Genomic DNA, 15,522 nt, shown 5'->3' with positions numbered 1-15,522 from the left:
TTCTCCCGGTGGATGAAGGGTCAGAGCGCCGGCGGCAGCGGCGACACCGTCAGGCGCACGCCGCCCGGCGCCAGCAAGGCGCGCAGCAATTCCGCCAGCGGGGCGTCATCGTCCGCCGCCTGCACGTAGGCGGCCGCCGCGCCCGCATAGCGCGCGGCCACCGACAGCATCTCTTTTGCATCTCGGCAACGTATGAGGATGCCGAGCCGTCCCGCGACCGGCTGCGGCAACGGCACGCCGGCCGCCCCGGTATCGTCGATTTCAACGAACAGCGGCGCCGCCGGCGCCCGCCCCTCGCCGATGACGTTGTAGTGCTGCGCCGGCAGCCCCAGGTCCGGCGCGCCGCCCGGCACTGGCGTGCCGCGCCCCTGCATGTGTTCGGAAATGCTTTCGCGCAGGTCGGTCATGCCGTCGCCGTCGATGACCACCACCGGACCGGGCGCGCCACTGGCCGGCAGGCGCAGCAGGCGTTCGACCACCGCGCGGCCGGCATCCTCGGCGCAGGCGTTCAGCGCCGCCGGCAGGATGAACACCGGGTTAGCCTGCGAGCGCGCTGCGATAGTCCCGTCCATATGCCGGCGTCTGTCCTCATAAGATGCTTCATTGTAGAAACAAAGGATCTGGCAGCGTGACTAAAGCGGTATAAATTGTTGTTAAATCGATGCCTTAACCATAACAGGTAATTGCCTCACTATTGATCCGCATGAAACAATGACCTGAACCTCATCAGGAACCCGACCATGACCACTTCCGGCAGCGCCGCCGTCGAACCCGAACTGGCCTTTGGCCCCTACCGGCTGGCCCCGGCCAACCGCACGCTGCTCAACGACGGCAGACCGGTGCAGCTCAGCGGCCGCGCCTTCGACTTGCTGCTGGCCCTGGTCGAGCGCGCGGGCGAGGTGGTCAGCAAGGAAGAGCTGATCGCGCGGGTCTGGCCCAGCACGGTGGTCGAGGAAAACAATCTGCGCGTGCACATCGGCACGCTGCGCAAGGTGCTGTGCGCGGACGACAGCGGCATGCGCTATGTCGAGAACGTGGTCGGCCGCGGCTACAGCTTCGTGGCGCCGGTCACCCGCGTCGCGCACGATATCCGCACGACCGTGCTGCACAAGGACATCGTGCGCCTGCCGCTGCTGCAGACCCGGCTGATCGGCCGCGACCAGGTGCGCGACCAGCTGACCGCGCTGGTGGGGCAGCACCGCTGCGTCACCATCGTCGGCCCGGGCGGCATCGGCAAGACCACGATGGCGCTGGCGGTGGCCGAGGCGCTGGCCCCGGTCTTCGGCGAGCACAGCTACTTCCTCGACCTGGCGCCGGTCAGCGACGGCAAGCTGGTGGCCAGCACCGTGGCGGTGGCGCTGGGGGTGCCGGTGCTGGGCGACGATCCGCTGCCGGCGCTGCGCGCCTTCCTGCGCGACAAGCAGGCCATGCTGATCTTCGACAGCTGCGAGCACGTCATCGACCAGGTCGCCGCGCTGGTGGAGCAATTGCTGACGGACAGTCCGCCGCTGCACATCCTGGCCACCAGCCGCGAGCCGCTGCGCGCCGACGGCGAGCGGCTGCACCGGCTGGAAGCGCTGGCCGTGCCGCCGCCGCAGGTGACGCGCGAGGACGCGCTGTCCTGGCCGGCGGTGCAACTGTTCACCGAGCGGGCGATGGCCAGCATGAACGGGCTGGACCTGTCGGCCGACAACCTGCGCCACATCGTCCACATCTGCCGCCGGCTGGACGGCATACCGCTGGCGATTGAACTGGCGGCCGGCCGCGCGGATTTTTTCGGCATCGCCGGCCTGTCGGCCCAGCTGGACGACTGCTTCAACACGCTGGTGCGCGGCCGCCGCACCGCCCTGCCCCGGCACCAGACGCTGCGGGCGACGCTGGACTGGAGCTTCGACCGCCTGCCGGCCGTCGAGCAGCAGCTGCTGCAACGGTTTGCCATCTTTCGCGGCAGCTTCACGCTGGAGGCGGCGATCGACGTCGTCACCTGCGACGTCATCAGCAAGAGCGCCGCGCTGGACGGTTTTGCCAACCTGCACGCCAAGTCGCTGCTGAGCACGGACGCGGACCAGGACCTGATGCTGTACCGGCTGCTGGACACCACGCGCGCCTACGCCGCCGAAAAGCTGGCCGCCGCCGGCCACACCGCCATCCTCGCCCGCCGCTACGCCGAGTATGGCTGCCGGCTGCTCGCCAACGCCCAGGCCGACTGGGAAAGCCGGGCGACGCGCGACTGGCTGGCGCAATACGGCCGCAGCATCGACCACGTGCGCGCCGGCCTTGACTGGGCGTTCGGCGCCGATGGCGACGCCCTGATCGGGGTGCGCCTGACCATGGTGTCGGCGCCGCTGTGGTATCAGCTGTCGCTGATGAGCGAATACCGCGACCGGCTGGAAACCGCGCTGCGCCACGTGGCGCAGGCCGAGCCGGCACAGGAAGGCTGGCAGATGCAGCTCCACCTGGCGCTGGGCCACACCTTGCTGCACACCCATGGCGGCGACGCCGTCTGCCAGGCCGCGTTTGCCACCACCCTGCGGCTGGCGGACAAGCTGGGCGACATGCCGTGCTACCTGCGCGGCTTGTGGGGTGCGTTCACCGACGCGATCTTCCGTGGCGACTATGCCGCCGCGCTCGGCTACGCGGAACAATTCGGCTTCGCCGCCGAGCGCCACGCCGGCGAAGCCGAGCGCGTCATCCACGCGCGGTTGAAATCGCTGGCGCTGCATTATCTCGGCCGCCAGGACGAGGCGCGCGTCTACGCCGACCTGGTCGCGCGTCACCCGCTGACGCACGCGGCGCGCGCGCGCAACCATGGCTTCCAGTTCGACCAGCGCATTTCATCGCTGGCGATCCAGTCGCTGGTGCTGTGGATGCAGGGCTACCCGGAACAGGCGCTGCGCATCACCGGCGACGCGGTGCGCGAAGGCCAGGAGGTGGGCCACAGTATTTCGCTGTGCTTCGCGCTGACCGTGGCGTGCTCGGTCGCCACCTGGAGCGGCGCGCGCCAGCAGGCGCAAACCTGGACCACGCTGCTGCTGGATGTGTCGACCCGCGCCATGCTGCCCAACTGGCAGTACTGGGGCCGGATCTTCCAGGCCGCCTGGCTGCTGGAATATGCGCCCGACGACTGCGCGCGCGAATCGCTGGCGGCGCTGGAGCAAAGCCCGTTCTGCGGGCCATTGCAGGCCGAGGTCATGGCCAGCGCCCATCCCGCCCTGCTGACGCGGCGCGCGGTTCAACGCGCCACGGACGGCAGCGCCGGCTGGTGCCGCGCCGAGATCCTGCGCCACCAGGCCGTGCTGGCATTGGCGGCGCCGCAGCCGGACGCCGCCAGCGCCGAGGCCCTGCTGCACGAGGCGCTGACGCTGGCGCGCAGCCAGGGCGCGCGCGGCCTGGAACTGCGCGCCGCCACCACGCTGGCCGCAATGTGGCGCGACCAGGGCCGGGCGGCCGAGGCGGCGCCGATGCTGCAAGCGGTCTACGCGGGTTTCACCGAAGGCCATGACAGCCGCGATCTTCAAGCCGCGGCGGCGTTGCTGGCGGGCTTGCGGTGCTGATTCAAATGGCGCACCTGCAGCGTCACGCCGATCACCAGCAGCAGGAACAGTACGCCGGTAATGGCTTTCAGCTCGGGCGCCTCGGCGTCCGCCAGCAGCGGTGCGCCGGCCGGCAGCCGGGTCAGGGTTTCGGTGAACGCCGGGATCATGTGGAAGAAGAAGGTCAGCGACAGCAACACGGTCTGCACCACCACCCTGGAGCGCAGCGCCCAGGCCGCCGCCAGCACCAGCAAGGTCAGTACGCCCAGCGCGTGTGGCTTGCCAAAACCGCCATGTTGAAAAATACCAAAGCCGGTCAGGCAAGTCAGTATCGTCATGACGACGTAGGTCTGGCCGGCGCGGTTGCCGGGGTCGATACGCTTGTCGCGCGCCAGGCCGACGACGCCGGCGCCGACCGCCACCAGGCTGATGACCGTGTGGATGAGGCCGAGGGTAGTGAGTCCGGACATGTTGCACTCCTTTGATGGTTGACGGTTGAGAACACTGTGCAACCATGGTAGGCCCCGCGCCCGACCGGCGTGAGTAAATCGTTATAAAGCCGTATAAAGCATTAACAAGACTTAGCAAGGTTTTACTCGCGGCCAGCCATGGCGGCTGACTACACTTTCCTCGCAGTCCGACCCACGCCAACGAGAGGAAAACCCCATGAGCAGCCATCCCTATCTTTCGACCGACACTGCCCTGCTGCTGGTCGACCCGTACAACGATTTTCTCAGCGAAGGCGGCAAGCTGTGGCCGCCAGTCAAGGAAAGCGCCGAGGCGCAGAACCTGCTGCCGAACATGAAGGCGGTGGTGGCGGCCGCGCGCGCGGCCGGCATCCGCGTGTTTTACGTGCCGCACCACCGCGCCGAACCGGGCGACCTGGAACACTGGCACCACGCCACGCCCTACCAGCAAAGCGCCGCCAAGCTGCAAGTCTTCGCCAGGGACAGCTGGGGCGGCGAATGGCATCCGGACTTCGTGCCGCAGCCGGGCGACGTCATCGCCAAGGAACACTGGGCTTCCAGCGGCTTCGCCAACACCGACCTGGACGTGCTGCTGCGCCAGCACGGCGCGCGCAAGGTCATCCTGATCGGGCTACTGGCCAATACCTGCATCGAAACCACCGCCAAGTTCGCCATGGAGCTGGGCTACCACGTGACGCTGGTCAGCGACGCCACCGCCGCCTTCAGCAAGGAGGCGCTGCACGCCGCCCACCACATCAACGGCCCCACCTATGCCAGCGCCATCCTGTCCACCTCGGCGCTGCTGCACGCCCTCCAATAAGGAAACCGCGATGACCATCACCGCCATCAACACGCCCAACCTGAAGGTCGACATTCGCGGCCGCACGCTGGCCTACCGTTCGCTGGGCGACGGCCATCCGATCGTGCTGTGCACGCGCTTTCGCGGCACCATGGACGTCTGGGACCCGGCCTTTCTCGACGCGCTGGCCGCCAATGGCTTGCGTGTGATCACCTTCGACTACAGCGGCATCGGCCAGTCCAGCGGCGAGAAGTCGATGCATCCCGGCGCCTTGGCCAATGACGCCTACGACCTGATCGACGCGCTCGGCCTCGACCAGGTGGTTATCAGCGGATGGTCGCTGGGCGGTATGGCAGCGCAGATCGCGCTGGCCGTGTATGGCCAGCGCATCAGCCACGCGGTGCTGATCGGCACCACGCCACCCGGCCACCTGGCCAAGCCGGCCGAGCAACTGTTCTACGACACGGCGGTGATTCCCGAATACACGCTGGAGGACGAAACCATTTTGTTCTTCGAGCCGACGTCCCCGGCCAGCGTGGCGGCGGCGCGCCGCTCGGTCGCGCGCATCGCCCAACGTACCGAAGGCCGCAGCCCGCCGGTGCCGCTGGCGTGGGCGGCCGAGAATCTGGGCAGCACGCCGAAGAACCCGCTGTTCCCTGCAGACGCCGTGATGGACGCGCTGAAAACCACCACCATTCCGGTTCTGCACGTGGGCGGCGACCACGACATTATCTTCCCGGTGGAAAACTGGTACGCCCTCAACCAGCAACTGCCGACCACGCAACTGCTGACCTTCCCGCACGCCGGCCATGGCCCGCACCACCAGCATCCGCTGGCGGTGGCGGAATACATCGCCAGCTTCGTCCGCAACACCAGCAAGTGACGCTCCCCACACGACGATGATCGATATTCTGGCGGTCGACGACCATCCGCTGTTCCTGGAAGGACTGGCCAGCGTGATCGGCCGCGAGCCCGGCCTGCGGCTGGTGGGCGATGCCGTCAGCGGCCGCGCGGCGATGGATGCCTACCGGCACCTGCGGCCAGACGTGGTGCTGATGGACCTGCGCCTGCCGGACATGGACGGCATCGACGTCATCGCCGCCCTCCGCGCCGAGTTCCCCCAAGCCTGCGTGATCGTGCTGACCACCTACGAGGGCGACGCGCTGGTGCAGCGCGCGCTGCGGGCCGGCGCCGCCGGCTACCTGTTGAAGAGCATGCTGCGCAAAGAGCTGGTGGCCAGCCTGCGCCAGATCCACGCGGGCCAGCCGCATCTTCCTCGCCAGAGCCCGCCCGACACGCTCAGCCGGCGTGAAATCCAGGTGCTGGAACTGGCGGCGGCCGGGCGCGGCAACCGCGAGATCGGCCTGGAACTCAATATCTCGGAAGACACCGCCAAGGCCCACATGAAAAACGTCATGGCCAAGCTGAACGCGAACGACCGCACGCACGCGGTGCTGATCGCGCTGAGTCGCGGCATCCTCGACCTGCGCCTGCGCGCGCCCAGATAAGCGGCGCCACTTAGCAAGGCTTAGCAAAGATTTACTCGCGTTGCCCGCGTCCCCGTCACTACACTGGGGACTGCCCTGAACCCTGGTACTGGAGAGGAGTGGTCATGATGGACAGCAACAGAACGATAGACGTACTGATCGACCATCGCACGCCGCTGGTGCGAACAGCGCTGATCGCGATACTGGGCGCCTGCCGCGACATGCGCGTCAGCGCCAGCCCGATGGGCGTGGCGCCGGACGTCATCGTGGCGAACTATGCCACCGGCATGGCGCACCTGGAGCGCCAGCGCGACGCCGGGCACGAGCACGGCCCGCGCGTGCTGATCCTGACCCACCGCTGCCGCGAGTGGGAGGTACGCACCGCCGTGTCGGCCGGCGCGCGCGGCTACCTGCTGCACGACTGCGGCAGCGCCGAACTGGTCGACGCAGTGCGCGCGGTCGACGCCGGCGTGTCGCACATCCACCCTTCCCTGATCGGCAGCATCGCCCGCAGCTACGAGCGCGCCATGCTGACCGGCCGCGAACAGCAGGTGCTCAATCTGCTGGCCCAGGGCTGCTGCAACAAGCATATCGCGCGCGAGCTGGGCATTGGCCTCGGCACTGTCAAGACCCATGTCAAGGGAGTCTTCGAGAAGCTGGGCGCCACCGCCCGCACGCACGCGGTGGTGCTGGCCAGCCAGCGCGGCCTGGTCAACTGACCAGCCCATTTTTCCAACGCCCGTTTAAGGAGGCAAGCATGAAAATCGACCAATCCATCGTCCTGGTGACCGGTGCCAATCGCGGCCTGGGCCTGGCCTTCGCGCGCGCGCTGGTCGCGCGCGGCGCAAAGAAAGTCTATGCCGGCATGCGCGACACAGCCGGATTCAGCGAACCGGGCGTGACGCCGGTCCGGCTCGACCTGCATGATGCAACCAGCATCAAGGCGGCGGCGGAGCAGTGCGGGGACGTGACGTTTTTGCTGAATAACGCCGGCATCGCGCGTTACGAAAAGTCGGTGCTGTCCGCCGATGGCGCCGAGGACGCGCGCGCCATGTTCGAGACCAATTACTTCGGCACGGTGCGCGTGACGCAAGCGTTCGCGCCAGCGCTGCTGCGCAATGGACCGGGCGCGATCTTGAACGTGCTGTCGGTGGCGTCATGGATCGCCAAGCCGCTGCTGGCGGCGTATGCGGCCTCCAAGTCGGCCGAATGGAGCTTCACCAACGCGCTGCGGGTGGAGCTGAAAGAGACCGAGGTGCTGGTCAGCGGCATGCACGTCGGCTTCATCGACACCGATCTGACCAAGGACCTGCAGGTAACCAAGCTGACGGTGGAGTCGGTGGTCAACAGCGCGCTGGATGGCATTGAAGCCGGGCTGGAAGAGATCCTGATCGACGATGTTTCCAGAGCCGTCAAGGCCAGCCTCGGCACCGCCAGCGCCGTCTACCTGGCGCCGCCAGACATCAGGTAAGCCGCCGATGGAGCGTTGTCGCCCACCCCGGAAGGTCGGGGTCTGACCCCGTACGGGTCAGACCCCAGCGTGCCGCCGTGCGCGGCTGGGGTCAACAGAACAATCGCGAACTATGAACACCACCGCCGCGCCGCGTTACAGCGCGATATCCGGTACCTTCTTCACCACACCCGGCTCGCCGGCCGGAGCCGCCGCCGGCGCAAAGCCGTCCAGGCTTGGCGAGGCGATCGCCAGTTGCAGCGTTTCGGCGGTGGCCGCCCATTCGGCCGCCAGCAGATCCGGGTGCTCGTTGAGCTTTTTGCCGTAGGACGGCACGATCTCGCGGATCTTGCTCTGCCAGGCGGGCGTCTTGATACGGTCCGCGAACACCTTTTCCAGCAGCGACAGCATGATCGCCGGCGAGGTCGAGCCGCCCGGCGAGGCGCCCAGCAGCGCCGACACCGAACGGTCCGCCGACACCACCACCTCGGTGCCCAGCTTCAGCACGCCGCCCTGACCCGGCACGTTCTTGATGATCTGCACACGCTGGCCGGCCTGCCACAGGCGCCAGTCCTCGTCCTTGGCCTCCGGCATGTAATGGCGCAGCGCGGCCATCTTCTCTTCCTTGGACAGTTCCAGCTGCTGCGCCAGGTACTTGACCAGTGCGAACTCGTGCATGCCGACCTGCAGTTGCGGAATGATGTTGGACGGCGTGGTGGCCTTGGCGATATCGAAGTAGGAGCCGTTCTTCAGGAACTTGCTCGACCACGTGGCGAATGGACCGAACAGCAGCACCGTCTTGCCATCCAACACGCGGGTGTCCAGGTGCGGCACCGACATCGGCGGCGAGCCGGTGTCAGCCAGGCCGTAGACCTTGGCCAGGTGGCGCGACGTGATGGCCGGATTATCGGTCACCAGGAATTCGCCGCCGACCGGGAAGCCGCCATACTGCTTGGCTTCCGGAATGCCCGACAGTTGCAGCAGCGGCAGTGCCGCGCCGCCGGCGCCGATGAAGATGTGGCGCGCGTCCACCGTCTGGATCTTCGACTTGTCCTGGATGTCGAACGCCGACACGCGCCACGAACCGTCGCCGTTGCGGGTAATCGAGCGCACCTCGTAGCCGGTAGAGATCTTGACGCCGGCGCGGTCGCGCAAATGCTGGTAGAACTGGCGCGTGATGGCGCCCAGGTTGACGTCGGTGCCCAGCGGCGAGCGGGTGGCGGTGACCACGTCTTCCGGCTTGCGGCCTTCCATCATGATCGGGATCCACTGCTTGATCTTGACCGGATCGGTGGTCATCTCCATGCCGGCAAACAGCGGCGACGCCTTCAGCGCCTCCACGCGCTTGCGGATGAACTCGCGGTTTTCCTCGCCAAAGACCAGGTTCATGTGCGGGGTCGAGTTGATGAATTCGCGCGGATTGCCCAGCACGCCCTTGCGCACCTGGTGCGACCAGAACTGGCGCGAGATCTGGAAGTTCTCGTTGATCTCGACCGCCTTGGCGATCTGCACCTTGCCCTTGTCGTCCATCGGCGTGTAATTCAGCTCGCACAGCGCCGAGTGGCCGGTGCCGGCGTTGTTCCAGCCGTTGGAGCTTTCTTCCGCCACCTTGTCGAGGCGCTCGAAGACCTCGTAGGTCCAGCCTGGTTCCAGCTCGGCCAGGTAGACGCCCAGCGTCGCGCTCATGATGCCGCCGCCGATCAGCAGCACGTCCACCTTGCGGTCGGCCTTGTCGGCACGGAACTGACCGCCGAAGAACACCGAATAGCCACCCCACACGGCAGCGGCGCCGACCGCCGCGCCGATGAACTGGCGACGCGAGAAACGCCCGCGCTTGGCGACGTTATTGTTGTTCGTTTGACTCATGGAACTCATCCTTTAACAAATAAAAAATAGCCGACCCCAGCCTCGGTGTGCGCAGCTATGAATGCTGTTTTTGGGATCTGATGACCTGAGGCGGCGACGGCGGCCTGGCAGAGCGCGCAAGCGCGCGGCGGTGGCAGAAGTGGTTGCTGCATGCCCTAAATATGAGCATGATATTGTCTCTGTAGCTATCTTAATTGAGGCGTCACGGCTGAGCCATTGTGGTTAACCGAAACGTTAAGACGCGTAGAATGCAAACGGGAGATGCCCCCCCATTCAGGTCGCGCCCAGCGAAATTGCCGGTGGCAAATATGAACCTGTCGGAACGAGCCGAGCGGCAGGCCCGCGCTTGAGTAAACCGTCTCTCGCTGATTAACGAGCGCCATCCCAAGCATAACGTTGACAACGCACAGCAAGCGCGCCGGTTCGCCAGTGAAGCGCTCGGCTCCGTGCAAGAAGGCGGTCAGGTTGCCAAAGAAGTGCGCCGTCTGGCGCAGCATTCGGCCGCAGCGACCAAGGAAATCAAGCCGCTGGTCGGCGACTCGTCGGCTCACTTGCAGCAAGGCGGCTTGCTCGTGGCAAAAGCCGGCGACGCCATGCAGCGCATGGTTGACAGTATCACAGGCGTGGTGAATAAGGGGGCGAATTTTCGGGAGCTAGCCGTGAACAGAGCGATGGCACCCGCCATGGGCGATGTGCTGACTGTTCTAGTCGCGCAATTATGCCTTCCGGGCAGCACATTGGCACTGCGTGCCGCGCAGCAACCTAGCGCTAGCCTATACCTAAATCATCTGTGAGGCATGCAGACAAAATGCGTGTGAAGTATCAACCTAATATGAACTAATCCCATTGCAGCGCCAACTGATACCAACTAGTAATCATTTCCTACGGGAGATTGCCAAACGGCTCGGGCCGAGTCGAGCAAGCCGCGCCAGCAGTGGGGAAGTTTGAAACAGATCCACGTGGAATTGAAAGCGCTGAGTTATGAGAGATTGATGTCACCCGATCTCTGAGGTCACGCAGATCGTGAGATGCATATTTCTTGCTCACAAATGGACTGTCGCTTTTGAAAATTCATACAGGGCGAAAGGTGGTATAGCCCGATCCAAGTTCTTCAATTCTATGCTTTAATTGCTCCGAAACTATTACGCTGAGATGATACCCCGAAGGACGGAAGATATGCGCTCCACAAACGAGTGAGGTATCGATAACCATCTTGGTTATCACCTTAAATTCTCCCACTTTATCAGGACGAATACTATCCAACTCCCATTTTGAAAACTCTGAACGCTCTTCGTCAATACACCTAATTTCACGAATGACATTAACGAGTGATATCACTACCTCTGTACCCACCACCTTTACCGGGATAAGTTCAATATCAGCACGTCCGATTTCTTGAAGAATGTCCGCCCACTCCCTCATCGCGTAGATAAGATCGAATGCACCAAACGCAACACCAGTAACCTCACCTGACCTTAGAACTCGGGCCGACAAGTCATCCAAAAAAGGCGATAATGGTTCGCAAGATTTGAATTTCCAAGGCGAAATTACGGTACCAAAACTGTCTTCGGGTTCTGCTAAAAACCACCCTCTATCAACAGTTTGATTAAAATACCATTCGTAATATTTGGTCATTTCGTAATCATCTTATTAAGACGCAAACCTCGAGTCTCAAGCTCACGACTAAGTCCCCATTGAACACCTCAATATTACATTATATTCGGCCCATCAAATCCATCAGCGGCCGCTTGGAGATACCTATATACATCTTCATGATAATCCTCCGGATGCGGCCCGTAATCTCCTGTGAATCGCCACCGTCCAACTAGACACTCCGCAGCTACAAAAATTCCTTCCGCTCGACCAAGGCCACATCAATTACCAGGACGGCGAAGTGATTACGATACGATATACCGTAGACGGCGCCCCCGCGATTGGACGACGAGCAGTCCCACCACCTCGCTGACAGTCCAAGTTTGAGAGTCGTACAGGTCCCAAAGCCAAAAGGGTAGCCCGGATAACTGGGCTGCCCTTTTACATTTTGGAGCGGGAGAAGAGTCTCGAACTGTCGACCTCAACCTTGGCAAGGTTGCGCTCTACCAACTGAGCTACTCACGCTGAGGAGCCTTGGAGGCGCGGATAGGAGTCGAACCGACCTAGACGGCTTTGCAGGCCATATTCCATCCTAAAATCAAAGACTTACAGCCATACCGCCTTTACACCGCACCAAACTGTTATTTTGCGCCGCTCTGAGCGCCGTCAAACCGAAGCAATAAATGCCTGTGTTTGTCTCATAACGGCAGCCGTGCAACGATGTCGCCCCTCCCCTAAGCCCGCGAGCGCCCGAAGCCGGCCTTCGCCGGGTGAAACGCGTGCCGCCGCTTTACCCAGCGAAGCATCGGTTTATGCTTCCATTTTGAGCGAACCACAAAGTAAAGGCGTTTGCCTTAGCAGTTTCACTTCACCGAATTCGATACCTTTGATGGGATATCGGGGCTTTCCGGAGGGCCGAGGTAGCTAGGCTTCAATCCGCCAGCATCCACTACCACGCGCTGCAACACCAGGCCTGGGTCCAATGCCCAGAATTTGACAGTGTGCTTGCCGGGGCGCTCAACGCGGTGTTTGGTCACGAATTTTGCCACACCGTCAGACACCAGCTTACGCCAGTACGTCTCGGAGACGTCAGCGTGAACATTAACGATCTGCGGAGCTTCATCATCTATCGCCATCGCGTAGCGGAACCCTTTCCCTGGCTGGAACTTTAGCGTCGGGCCAAGCACGGTTTCGACCGCCAACGCGCCGCTGCTGAACAGGTAGACGTCATATTCCAGACGCATGCCGTCCTCCACCGACAGCGCAGGGGCAAGGGCTGGCGCGGTGGTCACGCCTGATAGTGTGTGGCCGTAGCCGGGAATAATTTGCCATTTGCGGCCCGGTGCCACGTGCGCACGGCTATAGTGTTCAGCTTCGATTGCAACCACGCCGTCGTTCTCGATGTGCCCGTAAACCGATGCCAGTTCAGCTGACGGCCGATGATATACAGGCACCCGGACCACGACCTTGGCCTGGCTGGGACCACTGATGGTCAGCTCCGCTTGTGTCGTGCCGGCAGGGACCGCTTGCCAGTCCAGGTCGATCCAGATGCGCTGTTCCTTGTTCACGCTGCCAGTCGGCTGACTGATGCGCAGCCATGGGTGGCTAGCGGCGATACTGTAATCGAAGGCTGGGCCGCCACGGCTGAATATCTCAATGAAGTGGCGCTTTTTGTCCACCGAGTCAAATGCCGGCAACGCCAGCTTGTGGATCGGGAATACTGGAAAGGCCACCGGATCGCCCTCAACCGCCAAGCCCATCAAATCAGACGGATGGATGCCATTCGGTGCCGCCAGCTGATCACCTTCCGGCACGCGCAACTCCGACACCGCCGGCATGACGTCGCGATAGGGCTGATCCCAATTGGTATAGCCGAAGCGCGTCTGGGACATCATGTGATTCCACTTGCCGCCGCTGATTTCCTGCTGATAGCGTTTGGTCAGTTCGGCGTCACGTGCAAACAGGCTACGGACACGCGCCGCCATATCGTTGGTGCTTGCGCGGCCCTGCTTTGCGTAAAGCCGGTTGAAGCCGGTCGACACGTACATCTCCAGCGCGTTCGCCGACGCCAGCACGGGATACTCCACGAGCTGGTAGTAGGCGTCGCGCGCAACAGGCGGCAATTGCCGACCAATGCGGCTAGCCTGCTCGCCAAGCGCATTGTAGTCGGCAACAACGCGCTCTGCCTCGTTGTAATTGGTCAGGCTGAAGGTGTCCGGCTCCAGTTGCTCCGGTCGGCGCCGGGCATTGTAGCGCGTGTAGCGATCGACAATCGTCGCGATGTCGGCAGCATGATCGGCGCCGAACTCGCGCTCGGCCCACTGGTGCAGGTATTGCGGCAGGCGCTCGGCCGGCCAGGCTGATGGATTCCATGCATAGGCCATGAAGAATTCGGTGGGCACCTCCATCGGCTTCAGGTCCCCCACATTTACCACCCACAGACGATTGGCACCATACGCGTTGGCCAGGTTCATCTGCTCCCAGATCTTGCTCACCTGGGTCACATTCAACCATTTGTATGAGCGTGGCACGCCAACATAGTCGAAGTGATAGTAAACGCCGGCGCCGCCGCTGCGCTTGCGTTCCTCTTCGGTTGGCAGGCGGCGGATATTGCCCCAGTTATCATCGCACCACAACAGCAGCATGTCATCCGGAACGCGCATGCCTTTTTGGTAGTAGTCCTGCACCTCCTTATACAGCGCCCACAGCTGAGGCACCTGCTGCGGTTCCTTGCCGAGTTCCTGGCGGATCAGCGCGCGCTGATCGGACACAATGTTTTGCAGCAGCTCGACGTTGGCGTCTTCCGACATCGGTTCGTCACCGTCGCCACGCATCGCCATGGTGATCACTTTTTCTTGATCGCGCGTGTTGCGCAGCCCACCTGCCCAAAACGCGCGCAGGCCATCACGATTATGCTGGTAATCCCAAGGCCCTTTGCCGTAACGGTGCCATTCCTGCTGCGAACGCATCATCGGTTCATGATGCGAAGTGCCCATGACAATGCCCATGCGGTCGGCCAGCGGGCCGTTTGCCTTGTCGTCATCGTAAAACGCGGAGTACCACATCGCAGGCCACAGGTAGTTGGCGCGCATGCGCAGCATTAACTCAAACAAGCGTTCGTAGAACTCATGGTTAAACCCGCCAAAACGCTCCTTGGCCCAGTTGGTTAGCGCCGGCGCTTCATCGTTGAGGAAAATACCGCGGTACTGGACGGTCGGTTTCTCGAAGATCCGGGTGGTGAGCGGCACGCTGAGCAGGCTATGCTTCTTTATCGGAACATCGGCCCACCAGTACCACGGCGACACACCGATTTGCTCTGACAGGGTGTAGATGCCGTAAATTGTGCCGCGTTTGTCGCTGCCAGCAATCACCAGGGCACGTTTCACACCGGGCAACGGGTTGCGCACCACCTGGATGAGAAAGCCTTCCCACTGACCGACCAATTGGGCTGTATCTAGTTTGCCCTGCTTTGCCAATTGGTCGATCAGCGGATTTCGACCTAGCGTGCCAGCAATTATGAGATCTGATTCAACGGGGGCATCGCCAGTTACGGCCTTGGGCGTAGTGCCGGTAACGCTACCGATATCGCGCTGCAGGTCGCGCGCAGCACGCAGCACGCCTTCATGTTCATCTCTACCTAGCACGATCGTAGCTGCGACACCAGGCGCGGCAATGAGCACACCGTCGGTTTGATCGACTCTCACGAACCTTTCAGTATCGATTGCCTGGGCGCCTGCGCTGCTCGCGCCCAGTACGATTGCCAACGCCAAATGGGCGCTTGTCGCCAGTCGCCTGGACGGTTGTAATGCGCACAGCAAAATCCGCAGGCGAAATTGGAAAGTCATCGCGTCTCCGTTTGTGACAGGAAGGTTAGCTAACATCCTGTTTGTATTTATGATTGCGCAATCATTTTAGTCTACAGTGCGGGCCTACATCAACCACTGGTGCAAATGTTGGCTTGGACGCGCCGCCGCAAATGCAAAAAGGCAGCCCACCGGGCTGCCTTTTTGCATTTTTGGAGCGGGAGAAGAGTCTCGAACTCTCGACCTCAACCTTGGCAAGGTTGCGCTCTACCAACTGAGCTACTCCCGCATGGAGCTTTGGAGGCGAGGATCGGAGTCGAACCGACCTAGACGGCTTTGCAGGCCGCTGCATAACCGCTTTGCTACCTCGCCAGAGGAAACATTTACTACGAGATAACAGCTGGTTATGCGCTGCCATCCGAAATTCTGGAGCGGGAGAAGAGTCTCGAACTCTCGACCTCAACCTTGGCAAGGTTGCGCTCTACCAACTGAGCTACTCCCGCATGGAGTTTGTTACGTTTTTA

12 protein-coding genes and 4 tRNA genes are annotated in these 15,522 nt (G+C 62.8%); 7 read left to right on the top strand and 9 right to left on the bottom strand.

Going from position 1 to position 15,522, the window contains the following annotated elements; all coding sequences use genetic code 11:
- Positions 1–20 precede the first annotated feature (20 nt).
- Positions 21–572: a hypothetical protein gene (locus tag FHW58_RS02960; RefSeq protein WP_179671572.1), complete on the bottom strand. Its 552-nt coding sequence runs from the start codon at positions 570–572 to the stop codon at positions 21–23.
- A gap of 168 nt (positions 573–740) precedes the next feature.
- Here FHW58_RS02960 and FHW58_RS02955 point away from each other — a divergent pair, with 168 nt between their 5' ends.
- The gene (locus FHW58_RS02955) at positions 741–3,554 is read left to right on the top strand and encodes a winged helix-turn-helix domain-containing protein (RefSeq protein WP_179671571.1); all 2,814 of its coding nucleotides are present in this window, start codon (positions 741–743) and stop codon (positions 3,552–3,554) included.
- Here the strand turns inward: FHW58_RS02955 and FHW58_RS02950 are convergent.
- The gene (locus FHW58_RS02950; RefSeq protein WP_179671570.1) at positions 3,515–4,003 is read right to left on the bottom strand and encodes a hypothetical protein; all 489 of its coding nucleotides are present in this window, start codon (positions 4,001–4,003) and stop codon (positions 3,515–3,517) included. The genes FHW58_RS02955 and FHW58_RS02950 overlap by 40 nt on opposite strands.
- Positions 4,004–4,199: 196 nt before the next feature.
- Between FHW58_RS02950 and FHW58_RS02945 the strand changes: the two genes are divergently transcribed.
- The 5 genes from FHW58_RS02945 (at position 4,200) to FHW58_RS02925 (ending at position 7,757) form a co-directional block, all read left to right on the top strand.
- Positions 4,200–4,820, top strand: coding sequence for an isochorismatase family cysteine hydrolase (locus FHW58_RS02945; RefSeq protein WP_179671569.1), 621 nt, complete (start codon positions 4,200–4,202; stop codon positions 4,818–4,820).
- Between the two features lie 10 nt (positions 4,821–4,830).
- The gene (locus tag FHW58_RS02940; RefSeq protein WP_179671568.1) at positions 4,831–5,682 is read left to right on the top strand and encodes an alpha/beta fold hydrolase; all 852 of its coding nucleotides are present in this window, start codon (positions 4,831–4,833) and stop codon (positions 5,680–5,682) included.
- 16 nt (positions 5,683–5,698) lie between these two features.
- Positions 5,699–6,307 (top strand): response regulator transcription factor, encoded by a 609-nt coding sequence (locus tag FHW58_RS02935; RefSeq protein WP_179671567.1) that lies wholly within the window; start codon positions 5,699–5,701, stop codon positions 6,305–6,307.
- 104 nt (positions 6,308–6,411) lie between these two features.
- On the top strand, positions 6,412–7,005 hold the full coding sequence (locus FHW58_RS02930) for a response regulator transcription factor (protein WP_229265028.1): 594 nt from the start codon (positions 6,412–6,414) through the stop codon (positions 7,003–7,005).
- Positions 7,006–7,043: 38 nt separating this feature from the next.
- A complete protein-coding gene (locus FHW58_RS02925) occupies positions 7,044–7,757 on the top strand; it encodes an SDR family oxidoreductase (RefSeq protein ID WP_179671566.1) in 714 nt (237 codons plus the stop codon).
- A gap of 135 nt (positions 7,758–7,892) precedes the next feature.
- Here the strand turns inward: FHW58_RS02925 and mqo are convergent, their stop codons facing one another.
- Positions 7,893–9,602, bottom strand: coding sequence for a malate dehydrogenase (quinone) (gene mqo, locus FHW58_RS02920; RefSeq protein ID WP_179671565.1), 1,710 nt, complete (start codon positions 9,600–9,602; stop codon positions 7,893–7,895).
- Between the two features lie 446 nt (positions 9,603–10,048).
- Here mqo and FHW58_RS02915 point away from each other — a divergent pair, with 446 nt between their 5' ends.
- The gene (locus FHW58_RS02915; RefSeq protein WP_179671564.1) at positions 10,049–10,396 is read left to right on the top strand and encodes a hypothetical protein; all 348 of its coding nucleotides are present in this window, start codon (positions 10,049–10,051) and stop codon (positions 10,394–10,396) included.
- Between the two features lie 277 nt (positions 10,397–10,673).
- On the opposite strand, the gene FHW58_RS02910 is transcribed toward FHW58_RS02915, so the two are convergent.
- The 6 genes from FHW58_RS02910 to FHW58_RS02885 form a co-directional block, all read right to left on the bottom strand.
- On the bottom strand, positions 10,674–11,237 hold the full coding sequence (locus tag FHW58_RS02910; RefSeq protein ID WP_179671563.1) for an imm11 family protein: 564 nt from the start codon (positions 11,235–11,237) through the stop codon (positions 10,674–10,676).
- Positions 11,238–11,644: 407 nt separating this feature from the next.
- Positions 11,645–11,720 (bottom strand) — tRNA-Gly (locus FHW58_RS02905).
- A 338-nt stretch (positions 11,721–12,058) separates the two neighbouring features.
- A complete protein-coding gene (locus tag FHW58_RS02900; protein ID WP_179671562.1) occupies positions 12,059–15,040 on the bottom strand; it encodes a glycosyl hydrolase 115 family protein in 2,982 nt (993 codons plus the stop codon).
- A gap of 171 nt (positions 15,041–15,211) precedes the next feature.
- A tRNA-Gly gene (locus tag FHW58_RS02895) sits at positions 15,212–15,287 on the bottom strand.
- Between the two features lie 9 nt (positions 15,288–15,296).
- Positions 15,297–15,370: transfer RNA gene (locus tag FHW58_RS02890), tRNA-Cys, on the bottom strand.
- A gap of 55 nt (positions 15,371–15,425) precedes the next feature.
- A tRNA-Gly gene (locus FHW58_RS02885) sits at positions 15,426–15,501 on the bottom strand.
- Positions 15,502–15,522: the final 21 nt, after the last annotated feature.

Origin of the sequence: Duganella sp. 1224 (assembly GCF_013408245.1) — a bacterium.
In the GTDB taxonomy this organism is placed as follows: Bacteria; Pseudomonadota; Gammaproteobacteria; order Burkholderiales; family Burkholderiaceae_D; genus Rugamonas.
This window is presented reverse-complemented; position numbering and strand designations above follow the sequence as displayed.

Coding starts and splice junctions, on each gene's coding strand:
- FHW58_RS02960 (WP_179671572.1), bottom strand. CDS start 572: ATGGACGGGACTATCGCAGCGCGCTCGCAGGCTAACCCGGTGTTCATC.
- FHW58_RS02955 (WP_179671571.1), top strand. CDS start 741: ATGACCACTTCCGGCAGCGCCGCCGTCGAACCCGAACTGGCCTTTGGC.
- FHW58_RS02950 (WP_179671570.1), bottom strand. CDS start 4,003: ATGTCCGGACTCACTACCCTCGGCCTCATCCACACGGTCATCAGCCTG.
- FHW58_RS02945 (WP_179671569.1), top strand. CDS start 4,200: ATGAGCAGCCATCCCTATCTTTCGACCGACACTGCCCTGCTGCTGGTC.
- FHW58_RS02940 (WP_179671568.1), top strand. CDS start 4,831: ATGACCATCACCGCCATCAACACGCCCAACCTGAAGGTCGACATTCGC.
- FHW58_RS02935 (WP_179671567.1), top strand. CDS start 5,699: ATGATCGATATTCTGGCGGTCGACGACCATCCGCTGTTCCTGGAAGGA.
- FHW58_RS02930 (WP_229265028.1), top strand. CDS start 6,412: ATGATGGACAGCAACAGAACGATAGACGTACTGATCGACCATCGCACG.
- FHW58_RS02925 (WP_179671566.1), top strand. CDS start 7,044: ATGAAAATCGACCAATCCATCGTCCTGGTGACCGGTGCCAATCGCGGC.
- mqo (WP_179671565.1), bottom strand. CDS start 9,602: ATGAGTCAAACGAACAACAATAACGTCGCCAAGCGCGGGCGTTTCTCG.
- FHW58_RS02910 (WP_179671563.1), bottom strand. CDS start 11,237: ATGACCAAATATTACGAATGGTATTTTAATCAAACTGTTGATAGAGGG.
- FHW58_RS02900 (WP_179671562.1), bottom strand. CDS start 15,040: ATGACTTTCCAATTTCGCCTGCGGATTTTGCTGTGCGCATTACAACCG.